Genomic DNA, 19,484 nt, shown 5'->3' on the forward strand with positions numbered 1-19,484 from the left:
CTAAAGAAGAGGTGGATACCGTCATCTTCTGGTTGACAGGCTATGACAAACAATCCTTACAACAGCAAATTGGCAAAAACAGTGATTTGAAAACTTTTTTCACCGAAGCGCCGCAAATTAACCCGAATGCTTCTAAAATTACAGGTGTAATATGCGGTTATCGCGTAGAAGATATTGAGGATGAACTGATGCAAAAGATTCGCTACTTGGACAAGTTGATTGACGAGTTGGCCAAAGGGAAAGCGATGGAAAAGATTTTAAGAAAGTGATATCTGATTTCGATATCACATTTACAATGTATTATGCAAAAGATATTCTTTCATATCCGTATTCCATACGATCAAGTCTTCCAACTTTTCACCAAAAATACCGTTGTTGACAACGGTTCCGGTCATCAATGCCATATTACGGGCGGCATCTTCTGAAAACCCGACGCCCGTTAAGGTCGGTATCCACTGATCCTCCGGTATCTGTTGAGCGATAACTTCTCTGTTGAGGCATTCACCAAAAATCTTTGCTATATCATTGGAACTGTATGCCTTGGGACCTTCAATCTCATAAACGGGAGCCGATAACGCCTGACTACGTATAACGATTGCGGCAAATTGTGCAACATCTTCAGGAGCAACCATTGCTATTTTTTGTTCAGGCTTGAAAAAGGTAGGGAGTATTCCATGTTCCCGGGCGATTTCCAAATACCCGAGCCAGTTGCTGTAATAGTAAGCGGGACGTATGAACGTAGTCTGTACCGGAAGGTCTGCAAATGCCCTTTCCAACAAATAGGAGATATAAAGATTACCGCTTCCTTCACCGATATGTGCTCCCATGGACGACAGACCTACAATCCTTTTAATCCCTGATACTTCTACAGCTGCCCGATAGTTCTTTATCACATTTTCTGCATCACCGATCACATCCTCGGAATGTATATTTTCAGGTGTTATCAGAAAAGCAGTATCTCCGCCTTTGAAAGCATTAGCCAAAGCATCTCTGTCAAAAATATCAGCAATACCTACATGTATATTATCGCCGAACATTTCTGCATTGTTTTTATTTCTTACGATGGCGGTAGTCGGCATGCCTCTTCTATTGAGTTCCCTGACTAATGCCGAACCAACCCGCCCGCTTGCACCTGTAACTATATTCATAATTGTGTATTTATTTATATTTGTTTGAAGCAAGTACTTTACCTGCTTGTGTTTTGAAGTTTTCGGAGATAAAGTGTTTTAGCTTTTCTTTATCTTTTATACAATCCATCATCTGCATGTTCTCTATCAGGTCGGCTTCCCAAAGTATCTGGAAATCCATACCGTCTATATTTTCGGGAGTATGGTGGTTGCCGACAATGTAACAAACCCTGTCGATAACGGACTGTTCGTAGTTTTGTCTTTGCAGAATCTCCTTTGCAACAGGAACTCCTTCCAACTCCTGAAAACGGCCTTCCATACTGCCGTGTTTCCACATGGCTTTCATTGCACCGATGTCATGGAGAACAGCGGAAAGTTCAACTATATGGGCGGATAGAGAACTGATTTTTTCTTCCTTGATAATCTGACGGGCATTATCCAAGACCTTCATTGTATGGTCGATGCCATAAGGTGCAGATTCAAAAACAGTTTCCATTGCTTTGATGACTGCTTCTAATTTTGAGGCGTATGTGGATTCTGTTGTTAAGTTTACGAAATCGGTATTCATGTTTATCCTTGCATTATATGAATATATTAGCTTGAAATAGCAAATCAATATACTTCTATTGCATCATTACTTTTTGTTGCATATTCTACTAATCTGCCTTTTACTCCCATAACAAACGCAACATCACTTCCACGAATAGATAGTAATTTGTCACCAATCTTAAGAGATAAGATTTTAATGATATCCTCGGTAAATTGCAAAATTCCATCATCACTTACAGGTAGCCAGCAATAAAGCCTGCCTTTATATTTTAAAAATTCACCCTCTTTTGTTTTATAATCATTCAGTAGTGGATTATCAGTTAGAATATCCTTCATTTTGGAGCAACCAAGAATACCTTTTCTTGATACGCAAAACCCGCTTGTATGTTCACTTCCTGAGATAATATACACTTTCTTTTCAGAGGTAATATTATATTCTTCAACTGCCAAAAATGGAAGTTGAATCATGTAGTTATTTTTAATGACTGACCAGCCAAAAATAAATTTCCCTCCTTTTGCAATCTGTGGCATATATTATAGTTGTTCCGATGAAAAACAAAATTAAATATTAAAAGCAAAATATATTTATCCAATCTGTATTATTTTGTTATCTCTTCTCAGGGAAGAACAAATTACAGGATATAGTTTTGAGAATGACTTCGTTGCTAATTAAGTTTTTTTGATAAATAATTCGTTTCTATGGTTAATACTTAGGGAATTAAAAAGAACATAATGAGAATACATATTGTTTAAATATAGTAATATGCATGTAAAACAGTAAAGAATAAAAATCATGGCAAAAATACAAAAAATTATTCCATGCCTGTGGTTTGACCATCAGGCCGAAGAAGCGGTACAGTTATATACTTCGCTGTTTAAAAACTCAAAAACCGACAGGATCATCCGCTATACCGAGGCAGGACAAGAAGAGCATCAGATGCCTTCCGGCAGTGTGATGACTATTGAATTTACGCTCGACAATCAGGAGTTTCTTGCACTGAACGGTGGTCCGGTATTTAAATTTAACGAAGCGGTATCTTTTATCATCAACTGTGATACGCAGGATGAGATAGATTATTATTGGAACCATCTTACAGCAAACGGTGGAGAGGAAGGTATGTGCGGCTGGCTGAAAGATAAATTCGGCGTATCGTGGCAGGTTGCTCCGACGGTTCTGAACGAGATGATGGCTGACCCCGATCCGGAGAAGGTGAAACGGGTTACGCTGGCGTTCATGCCGATGAAAAAACTGAACTTGGCTGTGATAGAAAAAGCGTTTAAGGGAGGATAAACAGATCGTGTATGTAAAAACATACATAAAATAGATGTTATCAAATACTTTGAAAGTAGGTTTTTAAATCCATTGACTTGTGTAGGCAAAAGAAATAATCTGAAAATTGAACCGATAAAATTGGTAAAGAAAAGTCGGATGAGTGAGAAAAAGTAGCCGTAACTTTGTCCTGTCAAAACAAAGAAAATATGATAAGGGAGTTAAACCGTGTGATTGATTATATAGAAGAGCATCTGACAAACGATATATCGCTCGAAGCTGTTGCAGACTATGCGGGAGTTTCTGATTTTCATTTCCGTAAAGTATTTTTTCACCTTTCCGGAATGACGCTTAGCGAATATATTAAAAACAGAAGATTGTCAGAGGCAGGCAGGGATCTGCTTGCCGGAGAGCGGGTGGTTGATGTGGCTTACAAATACGGTTATGAGTCTACAGACGGATTCGCCCGTGCTTTTAAGAAGTGGAGCGGACTTTTACCATCCGATATAATCAAGAAAAAGACAAGTAAAATATTCCCCAAATTCTCATTCAAAATAATTGTTACAGGAGGAATCAGTATGGAATTTAGAATCGAAAACAAACCTGCATTCAACTTCTTCGGAGTAAGCAAACGTGTACCGATGCAATTTGAGGGGGTTAATAATGAGGTCGTAAAGCTTGCACAAAGCATTACGGAAGAACAGAAAAAAGAAATGCATGCACTCCGGGACATTGCACCCTTTGAAATATTGAATATTTCCTACGATGCTGATGCCGGATTTATGAAGGAAGAAGGCGGTTTAATCCACATGATCGGGGTGATGTCTACTAAAAAGACAAGTGAGCGATTAGAGAAGCTATCCGTCGAAGCTTGTCTGTGGGCGGTATTCCCCAACGAAGGGCCATTCCCGGAGACTCTACAACAGACTATGGCAAGAACGTATGGCGAGTGGCTTCCTTCGTCCGATTATGAACTGATAGATGCCCCTACATTTTCTTTTACAAAAATGGACAAGCAGAGAAAAAATTACGCATATTGTGAGATATGGATTCCTGTACGGGAAAAATAACAGCTTCATAAAATTAAAATTAAATTCATAACGGAACACAGCAGGCGAAAGCGTCCCTTTATATTGAGACAAGGGATGCTTATCACCACCTGTACAATAATGAAGCAACAAGGTTGGAAGCTAATCCTGCACTTCGCGAAATACTAAACAGGCTCTAATAAACTCTAATAAATCGAATTTAGATATTGATAATTTTTGTATGCTGAATGGTTACTAAATATCTAGTAGTTTAGTGTATAATACGGTATTCTTAATGACTCTTCAAAACCTAATTTTTGTGCAAGTCTATATGACCCGATATTTGTTAGGCGACAAGCCCAAACGGGTTCAAATCCATTTTCTAAGCAATAGCGAATAAGATGCGAACAGACTTGGTAAGCAAAATTTTTACCTCTAAACTCTCCCTTTGTTTCAATTCCTAATTCAAAAAAAAGATCATCAATGGCAGAAGAGAAAGCCATAGAAACAAGATTATTTTCATAAAATAAGCTATATCCCTTTCCATATTTTATAAAATCATCGGCATCGTTCCAAAATAACTTAGGGATAACGCTACCTGCCATATTCTCAAAATCTATTTTACTTGTTGCTACAATCCTTAGATTATTTTCTTCATAATTAGCTTCGGAATGCAGACTCATCTCGCTATTAAATTTGAAATTTATTCTTGTGTCAATATCAACAGCTCCTTTGTTCTTGAACAGATTATTCAAAATAATATGCCAGTTATCGGGGAACGCTTGCATCCATTCAACTCTGTTTCGACACTTGTTTGAGTTCAATACATATTCTTTGAAAGCACAATTAAATACCTCATTGTTGCTATCGCCCAACAACAGCGACATGCCATATGGGTGCAGAATATAAAATGTTTTAGGATTCTGTTCATCGTCTACGAAAATATCTCCTTTTACAATCTGGTTGATAACGCATTTTGCGAAAAGAGTATTGAAAGGTACAACGTTCAGCAAATCCATCATCACATCTTTTAGCTTTTCTATGTTTAATAATTTTTTCATCTTGTTATTTTATTTGTTTGTTACAAACATATGAAGTAACTGAATTATATTTGTGGTATAGTTTTAATTAAATAAGATAGTCCAGATGTTAAGGCCTTGGCCAATATCGCTTAAAATTTCGCAGGATAAAAGAAAACCTCTATATATCAGGATAGCTGATAGTATAATTGAAGCTATTAAATCAGGTTCTTTAAAATCAGGGGAAGCTCTTCCCGGATCAAGGCAAATGGCAGAGATGCTAAAAGTCAACAGGAATACTATCATTAAAGTGTATGATCTTCTTATAGTCGAAGGGTGGCTAATATCCGAGAGCAAAAGAGGAACGTTTGTGTCAGATCATCTTCTTTTAATTTCAAGCCCATCCCCAAAAACACTCCTAGATAATAATATAAACAAGAATATTACACAGGCGGGAAACATTTTATTTGATAGTGGTTTACCTGACCCTGCGATTATTCCGATAGACGAAATTGCGAAAGCATATAGAAGAATCTTTAGCCAACGAGTTAAGCGAAATATATTTGAATTTGGGGATGAACAAGGGAGTTTTAAGTTTAGAAATGCTGTTTCTCAAATGCTAAACTTTAATAAAGGTATGTCTACTTCTCCTGATGAAATATGCATAACAAGGGGTAGCCAAATGGCATTCTTCTTAACGGCACATTGTCATATAAAACCAAAAGATGTAGTACTAGTAGAGAATCCAGGATATAGACCTGCTTGGGAGGCTTTTAAACATGCTGGTGCAGAGTTGATTCCGATTAATATAGATAGAGAGGGAATAGATGTGACAGCGATAAAATCAATATTAAAGAAAACTCAGGTAAAAGCTATATACTTAACTCCACATCATCAATACCCTACCACTGTTACATTGGCATTAAGTAGAAGGCTTGAGCTAATAGAACTTTCAAATCTATATGGATTCACTATTATTGAGGATGATTATGATAGTGATTTCTATTTTGGTAAACGCCCTATCCCCCCTATCTGTTCTCACAAAGAGCTTAATAGTTTTGTTTATGTGAGTACACTTAGCAAGCTTATCTCTCCGTCTGTCCGTATTGGTTACCTATACAGCAATATAAATATCATAAAAAAGGTCGCCGAATTACGTAAAATTGTGGATATGCAAAGTGATACTATAATGGAGCAATCTATATTAGAACTAATCAATTCAGGAGATGTACGCAGACACAGGAAGAGGGCTAGCAATTACTATCAAAATAAAAGAGATGTTTTTGAAAAATTGCTAGATAAATATTTGAAGGGAAAAGCTACTTACAATATGCCAGAAGGAGGACTGGCAGTTTGGCTGTCTTTTCCTTCTAACGTAGACCTTTTCAAACTTCATAAAGTCACTGCTAAAAAGGGTTTAAATTTTTATACTCCTGAAAGATTCAGTTTCGATGAGCCAATAAATGGAATAAGGATTGGATATGCATCTCTATCTGAATCGGATATGGAACGAGGATTGCTAATTTTATCAAAATATGTATAGATTCAAAAACAATACGATCTTTGTACCTGAATTATTTGAGACAATGGAAAACCTAAGTAGATTGAAAAACTTTGCTCTTTTTTATATCGTTACCATTAATTACTATTATCTGTAAATCAACGTGTAATTTTCAAACCTCCTTATGCTCTAAATATTATCCGACCATCAAGGTCTTTGGGAAAATCAGTTTTTGTTTTTCCACGGTTTCTCATAGCATAGAAATTTATTAAAACAAATTTAGCAATGTTTTATCTAAGTCCCAAAACATATATTTTCATAATGAACTTGTAATTAACAATTAATATTCAATCCTAAAATATTTGGATATCTATTTCCTTAGCTAGTAATATTTGCACGTCTTTAGCGAAAGATTGAAAAAATTCAGTGCTGCAATGTTTATTGAAAGCTTCCTCATTAACATATTCTTCATATGCTATAAATTCAGATGAGTTTTGGATGTCTTGATATAGCTTATAAACTAAATTCCCGCATTCAGATTTTGTTGCTTCAATTAATGGTGTTACTAAAGATAAATATTCCTTTTCTTTTCCTTTAACAACCTGAAGTCTTGCTACTACAATTTTCTTTGCCATATTTTTCTTTATATTTTGTTTCGATACAAAGATAATATGTGGACTGGTAGTGTGCTTTTCTTTATAATTCTAAGATTCTTTCTATTTAGTCCAAATTGGCATCTTATTTTCTTTTAGATGGAGAATATCCATATTTCTCTTTGAAAATTCTTGAAAAATGAGTCGCATTTTCAAAACCAGCCAAATGACAAATATCTGTTATACTCAATGATGTACTAATTAGGAGTTCTTTGCCTTTTTCTAACCTTCTATTCCTTATCCATAGTGAAGGAGGAGCGTTATATACAGACATAAAATCCCGTTTGAAACTGGATAAGCTTCTGCCAGAAAGATAGGCAAACTCAGATAAAGATAAGTGATTCATGTAGTTTTGTTCCATAACAGAGGTTATGTCTGTTTTAGGGGGTTGTTTGAGTTGTAGAATTTGTTGTAAAAGATTATCATCGGTTAAAGCTAGATCATATAGTAGCTCCATTGTTTTAAGACGTAACAAGCCCGAATCAATACTTTCTGTATTTTTGAAATAAGGCTTTAAAGAATTTATATATGCTAACAAATACTCTCCTATAGGTTTTATGATGGTAGTTACAGGTTCGTTAATTTGAGCTATTTTGATATTAGCCATTTTTACGAAATCTTTCAAGAACTCATCTTTCAAAAAAAACATCATAGAATCGTATACATTATTATTTTTATTATTGCCTTCTTTATCATATTGCCATATTGTTGCCTTTCTAAGTAATATCATTTCATTTTTTCGCACAACATATATTTTTCTGCCATGAGTAAGAGTGTTTACTCCGTCTAATACAAACAATAACATATGTTCTTCTAAATACATACTCCCTGTACTATGAAAAGTGTGTTCGCTAGATGCAATTGCCAGGGAATCATTTATTTTCAGCGATTTATTTTTAAAAGGAATAGTTGGAAGCTGTGCCAAACCTGTTGGTGCTTTCAAATGTTTCATGCTCATCTTAATTCTATTCTATTTTTAGTAAAGATAGATATTTTATCTTTTTATTTCAATTTATCAAGAAAGGGTGTCGGAGCGTTCCGTATTTTCAAATCACCTAGAGTACGTGAAAGATTACTGTCTAACTGAATATTGAATACATTTTGGATGTAATCATAAAGTTGGGTAAGCGGGAAATCTCCAAATGATCCGGCACTATCCCAAGAAAAAATTTGTTCCTGTAATTCCGCTTTACTGCCTATCCATGTCTTTTTTGTAGCAGGAAAACCAAAAGAGGACGTTTTAAAAGCATTATCACTCAATAGTCCGACTTCGTTCTTTAAATAAACAGAAAGCATATCATTTGCTAAAATCTTCGCTACCTTAAAATCGCAGTTAGTAGAAAAGTTGGGATCGAATCCATAGTAAAATGTTTCGAGGTATTGCTCCACGTCTGTTTTATTTCGCAGAAAATAAATAGTGTCCAAATGAGAAGAAGCTGAACGGTAATAACGGATAAAATCAAGCCTTTTACCATTATATTTGTTTATATCATTCAATAACTCGCCCAGGTATTCCCGTTGTTTATCTATACCTATGGGGCGATTCATCTCAATATTATAGACTTTACGATAGAATATTAAACGGGAGCATAATCTGGGCTTGGTCTCTTTGAAGAAATAAATTTCCTCTTCCTCATTTTTAAAATCGTATGATAAAATAAAAGTTTTTAATTGGTTGAATGCCTTGGCTAGTATACGAGAAACGTCCAATGATTTTGCAATCATACTGATCTCCGAGCATTCTATTTGCTCAATCTTAATATCGATTTCTTTTTTTAGCAAAGAAGCAAAATGTATCATACTTCATATATTTAAACTTCGATCAATAATACATAACGAAGATATCAGATTTGAATAGACCTATTTTTATTTGAGACAGATAAGGTTACCGTGTAGACTAATTTAGGTTATTCGTATAGAGAGATTGTATATATTCAGTGTGGCAAGAAGATAACTTTGATAAGAAACTATTCAGTATCTTGCTTCGCAGTTTTACTTAACCTGATAAAATACAGTTTATTTATCTATTCAAGAAGATAGATTTGCTTGCTCAGAAAGTTATCTATATAGAATTGCACTTTGGGAGATAAATACATATATGAATACAAAATATCAGTTCTTCTGAAGTACCCATCCGAAGCAATTATTTTCCTTTTCTATACAAATCACACGCCTTAGTCTACAAAACAAGTGTATCTATCTCAAATAAAAAGGCCCCTTTCCAAACCTCTCTATCTTCGCAATATAAATATTCGAGCTAATTAATCAATAAACATTCGTTATGGAAAGATTAAAAACAGATAATTTCAGTATTAACCGGTATAAAAAGCCTACCTTATTTTTCATCTTATCTACTCTTATCCCTTGGGGATTTTGGTTTGCTGCCGGAAAAATAAGTTGGATAAGTCCTTATCAAGAAAAGTACCTTCAAATAGCAAGCATTCTAACCTGTATTGGGCTATTCTCTCCTTTAGCTGTTGTTTATTGGATGACAAACAAAGACAATGAATTGCGAAAAGATATATCAATACGCTTTTTCAATTTCAACGAAATTAAACCAATATATGTAATTTTGACATGTCTAATTATGCCCATCAGTATTATATACAATTATACTGTCACAGACAATTTCACTACTATTCGGATATAGCCCCGAACAGTTTATCATCACGGGCAATTCCACTTTTTCGTCTGGAATCTTTCCCGTATGGTTTCTGCTGATACTCGCACCCGTCATTGAAGAGCTGGCTTGGCATTCCTACGGGACAGACAGCTTACGGAGCAAGTTTAACTTATTTAACACATCACTCATATTCGGTGCTCTCTGGGGAATCTGGCACATGCCACTTTCAACTATCAGAGATTACTATCAGAGCAATCTGGTGAATGACGGATGGATATATGGACTGAATTTTCTGATAAGTATCATCCCTTTTGTCTTATTAATGAATTGGTTATACTACAAAACCGGGCGTAATATCATAGTTGCCATTGTATTTCATATTACTGCCGGACTTTTTAATGAACTGTTCGCCCCGCATCCTGACACTAAAATCATTCAAACGATATTGCTATGTATTTTGGCTACAGTTGTAATCATAAAAGATAAAAAATTCTTCTTTGATAAAACGATAAGTAATTAAACAGCAAATAAATATTTCACAAATCAATTAAAATTCTTAAAGTCATGAAAAAAGTATTTTTAACAGCAATTCTTGCTATCGGTTCAACATTTGCAACAACCGTAAATGCTCAAACTAACATATCTTTCGGTGTTAAGTTGAACGGAAATCTTACCAATGTGAAAGTATCTAACCTGCAAAACGAGAGCAGTTCTTTTAAGCCCGGGGCTTCTCTCGGTAGTTTCGCAAAGATGGAGTTCGGAGATCATTTTGCCCTGCAACCGGAACTATTATTAAATTACACCGAAAGGAAAATAAATATGGTTGGCGAAAAAACTAAATTCAAATACATATCAGTAGAGATTCCTGTATATTTAATGGGACAACTTAATGTCAGAAATGGTAAACTATTTGCCGGTATCGGACCGAACATAGGTTATGGATTTAGTATAGATTCTAATATGGAAAATTTATCCGATTGCGATAAAAAAGCGAATAAATTAGAATTGAGCCATTGGTATATGGGGGCAGGTGCTCTGATTGGTTATGAATTCCACAACGGTATATCCATCAATGCAGAATATAAGCTAGGGTATGATCTAAGTTCCAAAAACAAAACTTCGGGAGCAGATACACAAACTATAAGTTTGGGAGTTGGTTATCGTTTTTAATCCTTCTTTGCTCTAATCTTTAAGCCTTTGGAAATCATCCAAAGGCTTTTTTGATAATATATATAAAGCTTAGTATCTAAAATAAGCATTTCTGTCGCAGAAAAAATACAGTCCGTCTCTTAAAATCAGGGAGCATGTCTTTAGAAACTACTTTTGAGTCAGAGCTAAGAAACAATTAAAAACAGATTACGATGAATAAGAAAGAAGTAATAACAAGAGTATCGCAGTTATCAGGAATAGAATATACTAGTTGCGATAAAGTGATAGAAGCATTAGAACAGGTTTTGAGTGAAGAACTAGAGTCTTCGAACGGAATAAGAAATGCTTTCGGCAAAGTATATAAACTGATAGGATTCCATAAGAAATAAACAGTAATAACATCATAGAACAACAAATCATGAAGCAATTATACATATTACTAATCATTAGTATTTTATACTCAATAAATCTATCTGCCCAAGATAATAAGTCGGCACAGACCATTCGTGGAACTGTGATTGATTATGCATCGGGCAACCCGCTTTCATTTGTGTCGGTTGGACTTTTAGGTTTGCCGGGCATTGGTACGACAACCGATGATGAGGGAAAATTTACAATCAATAATGTTCCTGTCGGCCGCCACGATTTACACGCAACATTTGTGGGTTATGAGCCTGCCCTTTTTCGCGAAATCATGCTGACTTCGGCAAAAGAAGTATACTTAGAGATTCAATTGAAAGAAAATGTTCAACAATTGGATGAAGTGGTAATCAGGCCACGTGTAAATAAAGAAGAAGCTTTAAATAAAATGGCTTTATCAGGTGCACGTATGCTTAGTGTAGAAGAAGCCAGCCGTTTTGCAGGAGGTATGGATGACCCTGCACGCCTGGTCAGTTCATTTGCCGGAGTAACATCGGGCATAGGAAGCAATGGTATATCGGTACATGGAAATGCACCGAGCCTGCTTCAATGGCGATTAGAGGACGTGGAAATACCTAATCCGAACCACTTCGCCGATGTAGCTTCGTTAGGCGGTGGTGTATTATCATCTTTGAGCAGCAATGTATTAGGAAATTCAGACTTTTATACAAGTGCTTTCCCTGCCGAATACAGCAATGCTGTTTCGGGAGTATTCGATATGAAATTGAGGAATGGAAACAGCCGGAAGTTTCAGCATACCCTGCAAGCAGGAATCCTTGGTTTGGATGTTGCTTCGGAAGGGCCTCTCAGTAAAAAACACAATGCTTCATATATATTCAATTACCGTTATTCGACTACCGGACTAATGAACAAAATAAGCCCTGCCGGAGATTTAGAGCAGGTCCTAGACTATCAGGATTTAAATTTCAAACTGAATTTCCCGACTAGAAAGGCAGGTGTATTCTCTTTGTGGGGAACTGCATTAATAGATAAAATCAAGCCTGAAATCAAATCGCCTGAAGAGTGGGATTATAGGGACGATTCAAAAGATTCGAGAATGAAACAGACTACTGCCGCTATCGGTTTTAGCCACCGCTATTTCTTTGGCAACGATGCCTTTTTGAAAACCACATTGGCAATGACCTATTCTAAAGTAGATGTTTGGGAAGACGTATACGACTTTGATATGAGTTCATTTCCTTACCTCGATTTCAAAAGCCAATATACAAATCTTGTCCTAATATCTTCTTTCAATAAGAAATACAGTTCCAAACACACGAACAAAACAGGATTCACGCTCACAAACATGAGATATAATATGGACTTCGATTTAGCTCCTCTCTATACCGAACCTATGCAGCGTATTTCGGACGGAAAAGGGAATACAAACCTGTTATCGGCATATACCAGTTCGTTGTTTAATATCAACAACCAAGTTTCTGCCACATTGGGGCTAAACGGGCAACTCCTTACCCTGAACAACGCTTGGACAATAGAACCCCGTGCTTCAATAAAATGGCAGGCTTCACAAAAAAGTTCTTTCGGTTTGGCTTACGGACTACATAGCCGTATGGAGAAAATGGATGTGTATTTTGTGAAAACATTTGAAACAGGAGACCAATTGCTAAATAAAGATCTCGACTTCACAAAAACGCATCATGTCTCATTGTCTTACAACTATAGAATATCCAATGATATGAACTTGAAGGTGGAACCTTATTTCCAATACTTGTACGATGTACCTGTAATTGTCGACAGTTCTTATTCAGTACTCAACCGCAGTACATTCTACGTGGAGGATGCATTGGTAAACAAAGGGAAAGGATACAATTATGGTGTGGATATTACTTTTGAAAAGTATATGACAAGAGGTTTGTATTACATGGTAACGGCATCCGTATTCAATTCAAAATATAGCGGTGGCGATGGTGTATGGCACAATACGAAGTTCGACCGCAATTATGTAATAAACGGATTGATAGGCAAAGAATGGATGGTGGGCTGCAAGAAGCAAGATGTGTTAAGTATCAATCTGAAACTGACAATGCAAGGTGGTGACAGATACTCGCCTATAGACGAAATTGCTACATTAGCTCATCCCGATAAAAAAACAAAATATGACGAAACAAAAGCCTATTCGAAACAACTGTCACCCATGTTTCTTGCTAATTATACAATCAGCTACCGGATGAACCGCAATAAAGTTTCGCATGAATTTGCAGTAAAAGGGATGAATGCTACCGGATACAAAGAATATTTCGGTCATGAATATAATCTGAAAACCGGAACAATAGAACCCAGACGATTGAAGAATTCTATATTCAACGTAGTCTATAGGCTTGATTTTTAACGTATCTTTGTTGATCTCATATCAGAAGGAAAAATGAATAAGATAAAAGAAAATAATTTTTTGACCGTCTTCTTGTTCAATCCAAATTATAGAATTTGGAGACACCTGATTTTTATCCTGCTTGGGACAATAATCACTTTCAATCAGGTATTCATTGCCTATCAGGATTGCCAGGGAGAGTTGGGCAACCGTATTTATCTTATTTGTTTTTCTTCATTTATCTTGTATTTGATTGCCATGTACTTCAATTATTTTTATCTGACACCCGAGTTTCTTTTGAAAGGTAAGTACATCTCGTATACAATAGTCTTGTGCATCATTGTATTTCTACTGCCAACGCTATCCATAGTGGGAGAATATTGGGTTCGCAATACCTTAGACTTACCACACCGACTTACCTCATATACCAATCCTCTCATCTTGATTGATAATTTGTCGGCTACTGTGATCACAGCCATTTGTTTTTGCGGAGTTTCTGTGATTATGCTGTTCGGCAAGTGGATGACAGGAAACCAGCAAGTTGCTCGGTTGGAAGGAGAGCGTATCAGATCGGAACTGAATAAATTGAAAGGACAAATCGCTCCGGCTTTTTTATCCAAAACACTACATAGTGCTTCCATCTCAGTAGAATCAGAACCACAGAAGACAAATGACATATTGATGCAGCTGGGACAGTTGTTGAGATACCAACTATACGACTGCAATAGAAAACGGATTTTATTAAAGTCGGAAATTAGCTTCCTGACTAAATTTTTGGAATTGGAACGGTCAAGCAACCTCAATATTCAATACCGTATCCATATTGAAGGAAATATAAATAATGTTTTCGTAGCACCAATGCTTTTTATATCTCTTATTCAATGCATAATAGCAGATAGCTGCATGTTAGATTTGTCTTTCGGGTTAGAAGATAAAACACTTGCTTTTACTTGCAAATCGGATAACGATAAGCCTTTAGATAACAAAACATTTTCTTTTATTGAGCAAAGGTTGAAGTTGCAATATCCTGATAAATACTCATTGATGTTAAGTCAAGAAATAGTAGAACTTAAAATAGATATATCGGAATGATTAGAACTAAAGAAAATCTAAGCGGTATATCTTCATTCCTTATCGAAGATAAATACTATATATACAGGCATCTGATATTGCAGGTTGTTATTCTGGTAATTTCAGTAGGTGTATTTTTCGATGCACCTGACAGGTTGAATACTTCACTCAACCGTTTTTATGGTTGGATCAGCTATTTTCTGTTTCTCAATATGCTGGTATATGTCAACGTTTATGTGTTGTTCCCCTGTTTTTTGGCGAAGAACAAAGGCTTTGCTTATGTAATATCAGTTGTGCTATTCACTATTTTCGCATTATTCATTATGGTTATACTACAAGAACTTTTTTATGATATAGCAGTAACACATCAGCAGCCCTCCGGTATAGCCATTTTCCTGAGTATTGCATCATCCATGTGTACTATATTCCTTTTTCTGGGAGGAATATCGACCCTTATGTTATTTAAACAATGGATAATAAACAACCGTAATGCCAACAACTTGCGGCTCGCCACCTTTGAATCGGAACTTAATTTCCTCAAGAGCCAGATTAATCCCCATTTTCTGTTCAATATGATTAATAATGCCAGTATTATGGTGGACGAAGACCCTAAAATGACTTCGCATATACTAGAGAAGTTAGATGGGATGTTACAATATCAGTTCAACGACAGCATACAAGACAAAGTCTTGCTGAAAGCCGATATTGCTTTTCTCTCCGATTTTCTGGATTTGGAAAAAGTTCGCCGGGACCATTTCGAATATACCGTTGCAATAGAGGGGAATATTGGGGATGTAGAAATACCGCCATTGCTCTTTATTCCGTTTGTGGAAAATGCAGTAAAGCATAATATGGACACAAAAAGTTCGTATGTGCATCTCAAATTTCGAATGGAAAATGGTTGTTTGTCGTTTGAATGCGAAAATTCAAAGCCGTTAAAGCCCGTAAAACGGGATGCAGGCGGATTAGGATTGGCAAATATCAAACGCCGCTTAAATTTATTATTTGAAAAAAACTATGTGTTGGATGTAACAGAAACGGAAACAACCTACACAGTAAACTTACATTTTAACTTATGAAATGCATTATAGTAGATGATGAGCCTATTGCTCGCAAAGGTGTAAAGAAATTAGTAGATCAGATTTCGCAATTGGAGTTGTTGGATAGTTTCAATAGTGCGAAAGCTGCAGCAGAGTACATACAAACAACGAATGTCGATTTGATATTTTTGGATATTCAGATGCCGGGTATAAACGGAATTGAATTTGCACGGAGCATACCCAAACATACGCTGATCATTTTCACAACAGCCTATTCAGAGTATGCACTTGACAGCTACGAGGTAGATGCTATCGATTATCTGGTAAAGCCGATTGATCCCGCAAAGTTTCGTAAGGCGGTGGACAAGGCGATTACTTATCATTCGTTACTGTTAGAGGAAGACAAGAAAAATGTAGAGAGCGTGAAGGACGAATGTATTTTTGTTAAGTCCGACAGGCGGTTCTTCAAAGTGAATCTGAAAGATATTTTTTTCATCGAAGGCTTGAAAGACTACGTAATTATCCAGATGGACGGACAGCGTATTATTACCCGCATGAATGTGAAAAATATCCACGATTTGCTTCCCAAAGCCACATTCCTGAGAATAAACAGGTCATACATAGTAAATAAAAATCGTATCGACTCTTTTGACAACAATGATGTTTATATTAAGAATCACGAAATAGCCATTGGAAATTCTTATCGAGATGCTTTCTTTGAAGACCTCATGAAAAGCAAATCGTTGTAAAAGAACAGAAATATGAAATACATAAATCAAGAAATAGTAAACGAATTAACCATTCAGGGAGCAAAACTTGTCCGATTTGTTGATATATCTCACTTGAGCGAAGTACAAAACAGGCAATTTCCCAATGCCATTATTTTTGTACTTCCACTAACAGCTAGATATATAGAAGAAGTATGTGATACTCCCAATTATGTGAAAGATCGGATAGAAGACAATTTTAATTTTGATGATGATGAATATCTCATTACCGAAAATAAAACTCATGAACTATCTGATAACATTGCAAAGTATATTACAGAAAAAGGATATAAAGCTTTTTCTCAATCTGATGCAAGCCTTATTGCTGAGGGAAAGTATGACGAAGCACATAGACGATCGCTTCTTCCGAATAAAACCATAGCTATCATGGGAGGAGTAGGTTGGATAGGGAAAAACAATTTGCTGATAACCTCCGAATATGGAGCAGCCCAATGTTTGGGAACAGTTTTAACCGATGCACCACTGGAAACTGTTTTAAATAAACCTCTACTACCCAAGTGTGGGAAGTGTAGTGTCTGTGTCGATATCTGCGGAAAACAAGTCCTGAAAAATAAAAAATGGAACCCATCTACTTCACGAGATGAAATAGTTGATGTGTATGGATGCAGTACTTGCTTGAAATGTCTGGTACATTGTCCGAGAACGTTAATATATGTAAAAAAGAATTTGTAAACCAAAAACTATTGTAAAGCAGAGGTGAATTTAGCAAACAAATACAAGCCATTCTTACCTGCTACGACTTTATGCAAAGTGTTTGCAGGAATAACGCAGATGCTCCCTTTTGAATAGTTAATTTCTTTGCCATCAAGATACATCGTTCCATTTCCTTCAATGACTTCGTGAATCTCAATTATTCCATCATGTAAATGAGTATCTAACATGCAATTAGGCTCAACTTTAACTATGTGGCAGCTAAGCTTATTTTGAGTATCCTTACCTATAATTAAATGTTTTAAGTACACGCCTTTGAACGTAGGATGCGTATTCCATACTAAAGAGTCAATTTCGATTTGTTTGTCTATAAAATGGATTTTTCCAGACAATACTGCTTCTAAGAAAATATGATCTTCTTTTACAACTTCTTTGTTTTGAGCTATAACTGAGCAAAAAGACATTGTGACAATGATCAATAAAACAGCGAACCTTTTCATACTTCTTTGATTTAAATTTATAACCTTGTATGCAAAGGTATCTCTATGACATCTTTGTCTGTTGTAAAATCTTGCTATTGTTGTGTCACTGATTCTTGATACTCTTTGGGAGAAACAGCCATATAAGAATAAAATGTTTTTATGAAATGACTACAATCATAAAACCCAGTTTCTATGGCTGTGTCAGATACAGAAGTATTGTTCTGTAAATGTTTATAAGATTGGTTTAACCGGTATTGTCTAAGATAATTATGAGGAGATAAGCCTGTCAATAGTTTGAATTGACGACAAAAATGATATATGCTCATACATGAATGAGCTGCTATGTCGTCTACAGATATTTGTTGTTGATAATTGTTTTGTATGTATTCAAGAGATTTCCTTAGGAAGGTTTCATTAACTGTTAAAGAGATTGATAGCTTATGATTATCTATAAGATATCTATGCAATTTTTTCCATTTTTCAGAAAGAGAGATCGTTCTATTATTTTTTACTTCATGCAACAACTGAGTAAATAATATTAAACATGCTTCAGATTTAACAATATTCTCAAAAATAACATCAATATTATCTAATTTCCCCTTAATCGTAATTACAGTATAATCATGTGGCTCTATTTGGTTAATTGTGTGCGGTTGATTTTTGTTAATGACAAATATTTCATTTTGATTGATGACTTCTGATTTGTCCGTCCAAATTATAGTCCGTTTACCTTTATTAATTAAGCCGATACATAAGGAATCATGAATATGTATAGGGAATTTATGAGTGATATTATTTCCAATTACACAATCAAATTGTAACCCTAACTCCTCATTATAGGTAGAGTAGAATGCGAGTTCTGAATTATCTATATTGTGAATCTTATCTTTCAAAAGATATAAATTGAAAATTTATTTTCAAAAATACAGCTATTTTTTCGTAAACTTATCGTATTTCTCTTTTTGTTTAGCCTTTTCAAAGAACAACAAACCAGAGAACAGGGTGATAACTCTTTGTTTTTTCTACTATATCCTTTGTAATCTGCTTTTCAAACGATTCTAACTTACGAGATAATACTTCCATATCTTAACTTCATTTCGAGCTATTGATACAATGAAGAGTAGTTTTCGTCATATAACTCAAGACTGCCGAAGAATTTAATGTGGATACTCTTAATATGAAAGCTCTCAACACATTGTTTTAATATTTATTTTTGGTATTTATAAAAAAAATTCTACCTTCGATGGGGTAAGTTGCTCTTTACTATAGTGAGGAAATTAAGCATATCTAAGAACCAAGCTGGTTTCTAAATCGTTACCTATTGAAAAGTGAAGGTTGCATAATCAATTGACTAATAGTTAATAAGAGTTTTATCTGTACCTTCCTATCGTAACTTGCGCATTTAAATGTAGTGATTAAATAGAACTAATGACATAAATAGGAAACTCAGCTCATATTGTCTTGACTTCATAAAATTTGTGTTTCAAAGTTGGAAAATTGTGTTATTATTGTAGTTTGCATAAAACTATTCAACTTTATTTAATACTAAGAATCCTATATACTCATTTCAGCAGAAAAACATCCCATAAATACAATATGCTGATTTACAGTAATTAGTTTTAATTAAAAAGATGTCAATATCTTCGAAATACTTTCTGTTCAATGCTCTTAAAGATATATTTATATCCGACATATCGTATAGTTCAAAAGCCTCTACTAAGTAAAATTTTAAATCTGAATCGTATAAGTCACAGATATACATATAAATTTTTATTAGTTTAAGC

The 19,484-nt window shown here is 35.3% G+C and carries 22 protein-coding genes; 13 read left to right on the top strand and 9 right to left on the bottom strand.

The window, feature by feature from the left end; translation table 11 throughout:
* A partial coding sequence (locus JGH11_RS13050) for a DUF2200 domain-containing protein (protein ID WP_201112475.1) occupies positions 1-269 on the top strand: 269 nt, incomplete at its 5' end.
* Positions 270-290: 21 nt separating this feature from the next.
* Here the strand turns inward: JGH11_RS13050 and JGH11_RS13055 are convergent.
* From JGH11_RS13055 to JGH11_RS13065, 3 genes are read right to left on the bottom strand one after another with little or no spacing between them, the layout of a single operon-like run.
* Positions 291-1,148 carry an NAD(P)H-binding protein gene (locus JGH11_RS13055; protein WP_201112477.1) on the bottom strand — a complete coding sequence of 286 codons (858 nt, stop codon included), beginning with the start codon at positions 1,146-1,148 and terminating at the stop codon, positions 291-293.
* A gap of 10 nt (positions 1,149-1,158) precedes the next feature.
* A complete protein-coding gene (locus JGH11_RS13060; RefSeq protein WP_236263985.1) occupies positions 1,159-1,695 on the bottom strand; it encodes an HD domain-containing protein in 537 nt (178 codons plus the stop codon).
* Between the two features lie 44 nt (positions 1,696-1,739).
* Entirely contained in the window at positions 1,740-2,207 is a 468-nt protein-coding gene (locus JGH11_RS13065; RefSeq protein WP_201112481.1) for a hypothetical protein, read from the bottom strand.
* Between the two features lie 262 nt (positions 2,208-2,469).
* Between JGH11_RS13065 and JGH11_RS13070 the strand changes: the two genes are divergently transcribed.
* Both JGH11_RS13070 and JGH11_RS13075 read left to right on the top strand, forming a co-directional pair.
* Positions 2,470-2,967 carry a VOC family protein gene (locus JGH11_RS13070; RefSeq protein ID WP_201112484.1) on the top strand — a complete coding sequence of 166 codons (498 nt, stop codon included), beginning with the start codon at positions 2,470-2,472 and terminating at the stop codon, positions 2,965-2,967.
* Positions 2,968-3,155: 188 nt separating this feature from the next.
* On the top strand, positions 3,156-4,016 hold the full coding sequence (locus JGH11_RS13075; RefSeq protein WP_201112487.1) for an AraC family transcriptional regulator: 861 nt from the start codon (positions 3,156-3,158) through the stop codon (positions 4,014-4,016).
* Between the two features lie 221 nt (positions 4,017-4,237).
* Here JGH11_RS13075 and JGH11_RS13080 read toward each other — a convergent pair whose 3' ends face one another.
* Positions 4,238-5,035 carry a GNAT family N-acetyltransferase gene (locus JGH11_RS13080; RefSeq protein ID WP_201112489.1) on the bottom strand — a complete coding sequence of 266 codons (798 nt, stop codon included), beginning with the start codon at positions 5,033-5,035 and terminating at the stop codon, positions 4,238-4,240.
* Between the two features lie 85 nt (positions 5,036-5,120).
* On the opposite strand from JGH11_RS13080, the gene JGH11_RS13085 reads away from it, so the two are divergent.
* The gene (locus tag JGH11_RS13085) at positions 5,121-6,536 is read left to right on the top strand and encodes a PLP-dependent aminotransferase family protein (protein WP_201112492.1); all 1,416 of its coding nucleotides are present in this window, start codon (positions 5,121-5,123) and stop codon (positions 6,534-6,536) included.
* Positions 6,537-6,847: 311 nt separating this feature from the next.
* Here the strand turns inward: JGH11_RS13085 and JGH11_RS13090 are convergent, their stop codons facing one another.
* The 3 genes from JGH11_RS13090 to JGH11_RS13100 form a co-directional block, all read right to left on the bottom strand.
* Positions 6,848-7,129, bottom strand: a complete 282-nt coding sequence (locus JGH11_RS13090) for a putative quinol monooxygenase (RefSeq protein ID WP_201112494.1) — start codon at positions 7,127-7,129, stop codon at positions 6,848-6,850.
* 103 nt (positions 7,130-7,232) lie between these two features.
* Complete coding sequence (locus JGH11_RS13095; protein ID WP_201112497.1) at positions 7,233-8,099, bottom strand: AraC family transcriptional regulator; 867 nt, start codon at positions 8,097-8,099, stop codon at positions 7,233-7,235.
* A 50-nt stretch (positions 8,100-8,149) separates the two neighbouring features.
* Positions 8,150-8,947, bottom strand: coding sequence for an RteC domain-containing protein (locus JGH11_RS13100; protein ID WP_201112500.1), 798 nt, complete (start codon positions 8,945-8,947; stop codon positions 8,150-8,152).
* Positions 8,948-9,428: 481 nt separating this feature from the next.
* On the opposite strand from JGH11_RS13100, the gene JGH11_RS20575 reads away from it, so the two are divergent.
* The 9 genes from JGH11_RS20575 (at position 9,429) to JGH11_RS13140 (ending at position 17,239) form a co-directional block, all read left to right on the top strand.
* A complete protein-coding gene (locus JGH11_RS20575; protein ID WP_370567598.1) occupies positions 9,429-9,797 on the top strand; it encodes a hypothetical protein in 369 nt (122 codons plus the stop codon).
* A gap of 94 nt (positions 9,798-9,891) precedes the next feature.
* Positions 9,892-10,290, top strand: a complete 399-nt coding sequence (locus JGH11_RS20580; protein WP_370567599.1) for a type II CAAX prenyl endopeptidase Rce1 family protein — start codon at positions 9,892-9,894, stop codon at positions 10,288-10,290.
* 44 nt (positions 10,291-10,334) lie between these two features.
* Positions 10,335-10,940, top strand: coding sequence for a porin family protein (locus JGH11_RS13110; RefSeq protein ID WP_201112503.1), 606 nt, complete (start codon positions 10,335-10,337; stop codon positions 10,938-10,940).
* A gap of 191 nt (positions 10,941-11,131) precedes the next feature.
* Positions 11,132-11,308 (top strand): HU family DNA-binding protein, encoded by a 177-nt coding sequence (locus JGH11_RS13115; protein WP_201112506.1) that lies wholly within the window; start codon positions 11,132-11,134, stop codon positions 11,306-11,308.
* A 29-nt stretch (positions 11,309-11,337) separates the two neighbouring features.
* Positions 11,338-13,689 carry a carboxypeptidase-like regulatory domain-containing protein gene (locus tag JGH11_RS13120; protein ID WP_201112510.1) on the top strand — a complete coding sequence of 784 codons (2,352 nt, stop codon included), beginning with the start codon at positions 11,338-11,340 and terminating at the stop codon, positions 13,687-13,689.
* A 33-nt stretch (positions 13,690-13,722) separates the two neighbouring features.
* A complete protein-coding gene (locus tag JGH11_RS13125; protein ID WP_201112512.1) occupies positions 13,723-14,760 on the top strand; it encodes a sensor histidine kinase in 1,038 nt (345 codons plus the stop codon).
* Complete coding sequence (locus JGH11_RS13130) at positions 14,757-15,818, top strand: sensor histidine kinase (protein ID WP_201112514.1); 1,062 nt, start codon at positions 14,757-14,759, stop codon at positions 15,816-15,818. Before JGH11_RS13125 ends, JGH11_RS13130 begins: the two co-directional genes overlap by 4 nt.
* Positions 15,815-16,528 (top strand): LytTR family DNA-binding domain-containing protein, encoded by a 714-nt coding sequence (locus JGH11_RS13135; protein WP_201112516.1) that lies wholly within the window; start codon positions 15,815-15,817, stop codon positions 16,526-16,528. The genes JGH11_RS13130 and JGH11_RS13135 overlap by 4 nt, the downstream gene beginning before the upstream one ends.
* A gap of 12 nt (positions 16,529-16,540) precedes the next feature.
* Entirely contained in the window at positions 16,541-17,239 is a 699-nt protein-coding gene (locus JGH11_RS13140; RefSeq protein WP_201112518.1) for an epoxyqueuosine reductase, read from the top strand.
* A gap of 8 nt (positions 17,240-17,247) precedes the next feature.
* Here the strand turns inward: JGH11_RS13140 and JGH11_RS13145 are convergent, their stop codons facing one another.
* Together JGH11_RS13145 and JGH11_RS13150 are read right to left on the bottom strand one after the other, a co-directional pair.
* Positions 17,248-17,718 (bottom strand): cupin domain-containing protein, encoded by a 471-nt coding sequence (locus JGH11_RS13145; RefSeq protein ID WP_201112520.1) that lies wholly within the window; start codon positions 17,716-17,718, stop codon positions 17,248-17,250.
* A 74-nt stretch (positions 17,719-17,792) separates the two neighbouring features.
* Positions 17,793-18,593: an AraC family transcriptional regulator gene (locus JGH11_RS13150; RefSeq protein ID WP_201112522.1), complete on the bottom strand. Its 801-nt coding sequence runs from the start codon at positions 18,591-18,593 to the stop codon at positions 17,793-17,795.
* Positions 18,594-19,484: the final 891 nt, after the last annotated feature.

The sequence above is a fragment of the Dysgonomonas sp. Marseille-P4677 genome (assembly GCF_016652235.1).
Classification (GTDB): domain Bacteria; phylum Bacteroidota; class Bacteroidia; order Bacteroidales; family Dysgonomonadaceae; genus Dysgonomonas.

Bases quoted from the DNA above. Each gene is read 5' to 3' on its own strand.
- JGH11_RS20575 (WP_370567598.1), top strand. From the start codon at position 9,429: ATGGAAAGATTAAAAACAGATAATTTCAGTATTAACCGGTATAAAAAG.
- JGH11_RS13130 (WP_201112514.1), top strand. From the start codon at position 14,757: ATGATTAGAACTAAAGAAAATCTAAGCGGTATATCTTCATTCCTTATC.
- JGH11_RS13095 (WP_201112497.1), bottom strand. From the start codon at position 8,099: ATGAAACATTTGAAAGCACCAACAGGTTTGGCACAGCTTCCAACTATT.
- JGH11_RS13120 (WP_201112510.1), top strand. From the start codon at position 11,338: ATGAAGCAATTATACATATTACTAATCATTAGTATTTTATACTCAATA.
- JGH11_RS13070 (WP_201112484.1), top strand. From the start codon at position 2,470: ATGGCAAAAATACAAAAAATTATTCCATGCCTGTGGTTTGACCATCAG.
- JGH11_RS13085 (WP_201112492.1), top strand. From the start codon at position 5,121: ATGTTAAGGCCTTGGCCAATATCGCTTAAAATTTCGCAGGATAAAAGA.
- JGH11_RS13080 (WP_201112489.1), bottom strand. From the start codon at position 5,035: ATGAAAAAATTATTAAACATAGAAAAGCTAAAAGATGTGATGATGGAT.
- JGH11_RS13110 (WP_201112503.1), top strand. From the start codon at position 10,335: ATGAAAAAAGTATTTTTAACAGCAATTCTTGCTATCGGTTCAACATTT.
- JGH11_RS13100 (WP_201112500.1), bottom strand. From the start codon at position 8,947: ATGATACATTTTGCTTCTTTGCTAAAAAAAGAAATCGATATTAAGATT.
- JGH11_RS13055 (WP_201112477.1), bottom strand. From the start codon at position 1,148: ATGAATATAGTTACAGGTGCAAGCGGGCGGGTTGGTTCGGCATTAGTC.
- JGH11_RS13140 (WP_201112518.1), top strand. From the start codon at position 16,541: ATGAAATACATAAATCAAGAAATAGTAAACGAATTAACCATTCAGGGA.
- JGH11_RS13135 (WP_201112516.1), top strand. From the start codon at position 15,815: ATGAAATGCATTATAGTAGATGATGAGCCTATTGCTCGCAAAGGTGTA.
- JGH11_RS13065 (WP_201112481.1), bottom strand. From the start codon at position 2,207: ATGCCACAGATTGCAAAAGGAGGGAAATTTATTTTTGGCTGGTCAGTC.
- JGH11_RS13075 (WP_201112487.1), top strand. From the start codon at position 3,156: ATGATAAGGGAGTTAAACCGTGTGATTGATTATATAGAAGAGCATCTG.
- JGH11_RS13125 (WP_201112512.1), top strand. From the start codon at position 13,723: ATGAATAAGATAAAAGAAAATAATTTTTTGACCGTCTTCTTGTTCAAT.
- JGH11_RS13060 (WP_236263985.1), bottom strand. From the start codon at position 1,695: ATGAATACCGATTTCGTAAACTTAACAACAGAATCCACATACGCCTCA.
- JGH11_RS13090 (WP_201112494.1), bottom strand. From the start codon at position 7,129: ATGGCAAAGAAAATTGTAGTAGCAAGACTTCAGGTTGTTAAAGGAAAA.
- JGH11_RS13115 (WP_201112506.1), top strand. From the start codon at position 11,132: ATGAATAAGAAAGAAGTAATAACAAGAGTATCGCAGTTATCAGGAATA.
- JGH11_RS13145 (WP_201112520.1), bottom strand. From the start codon at position 17,718: ATGAAAAGGTTCGCTGTTTTATTGATCATTGTCACAATGTCTTTTTGC.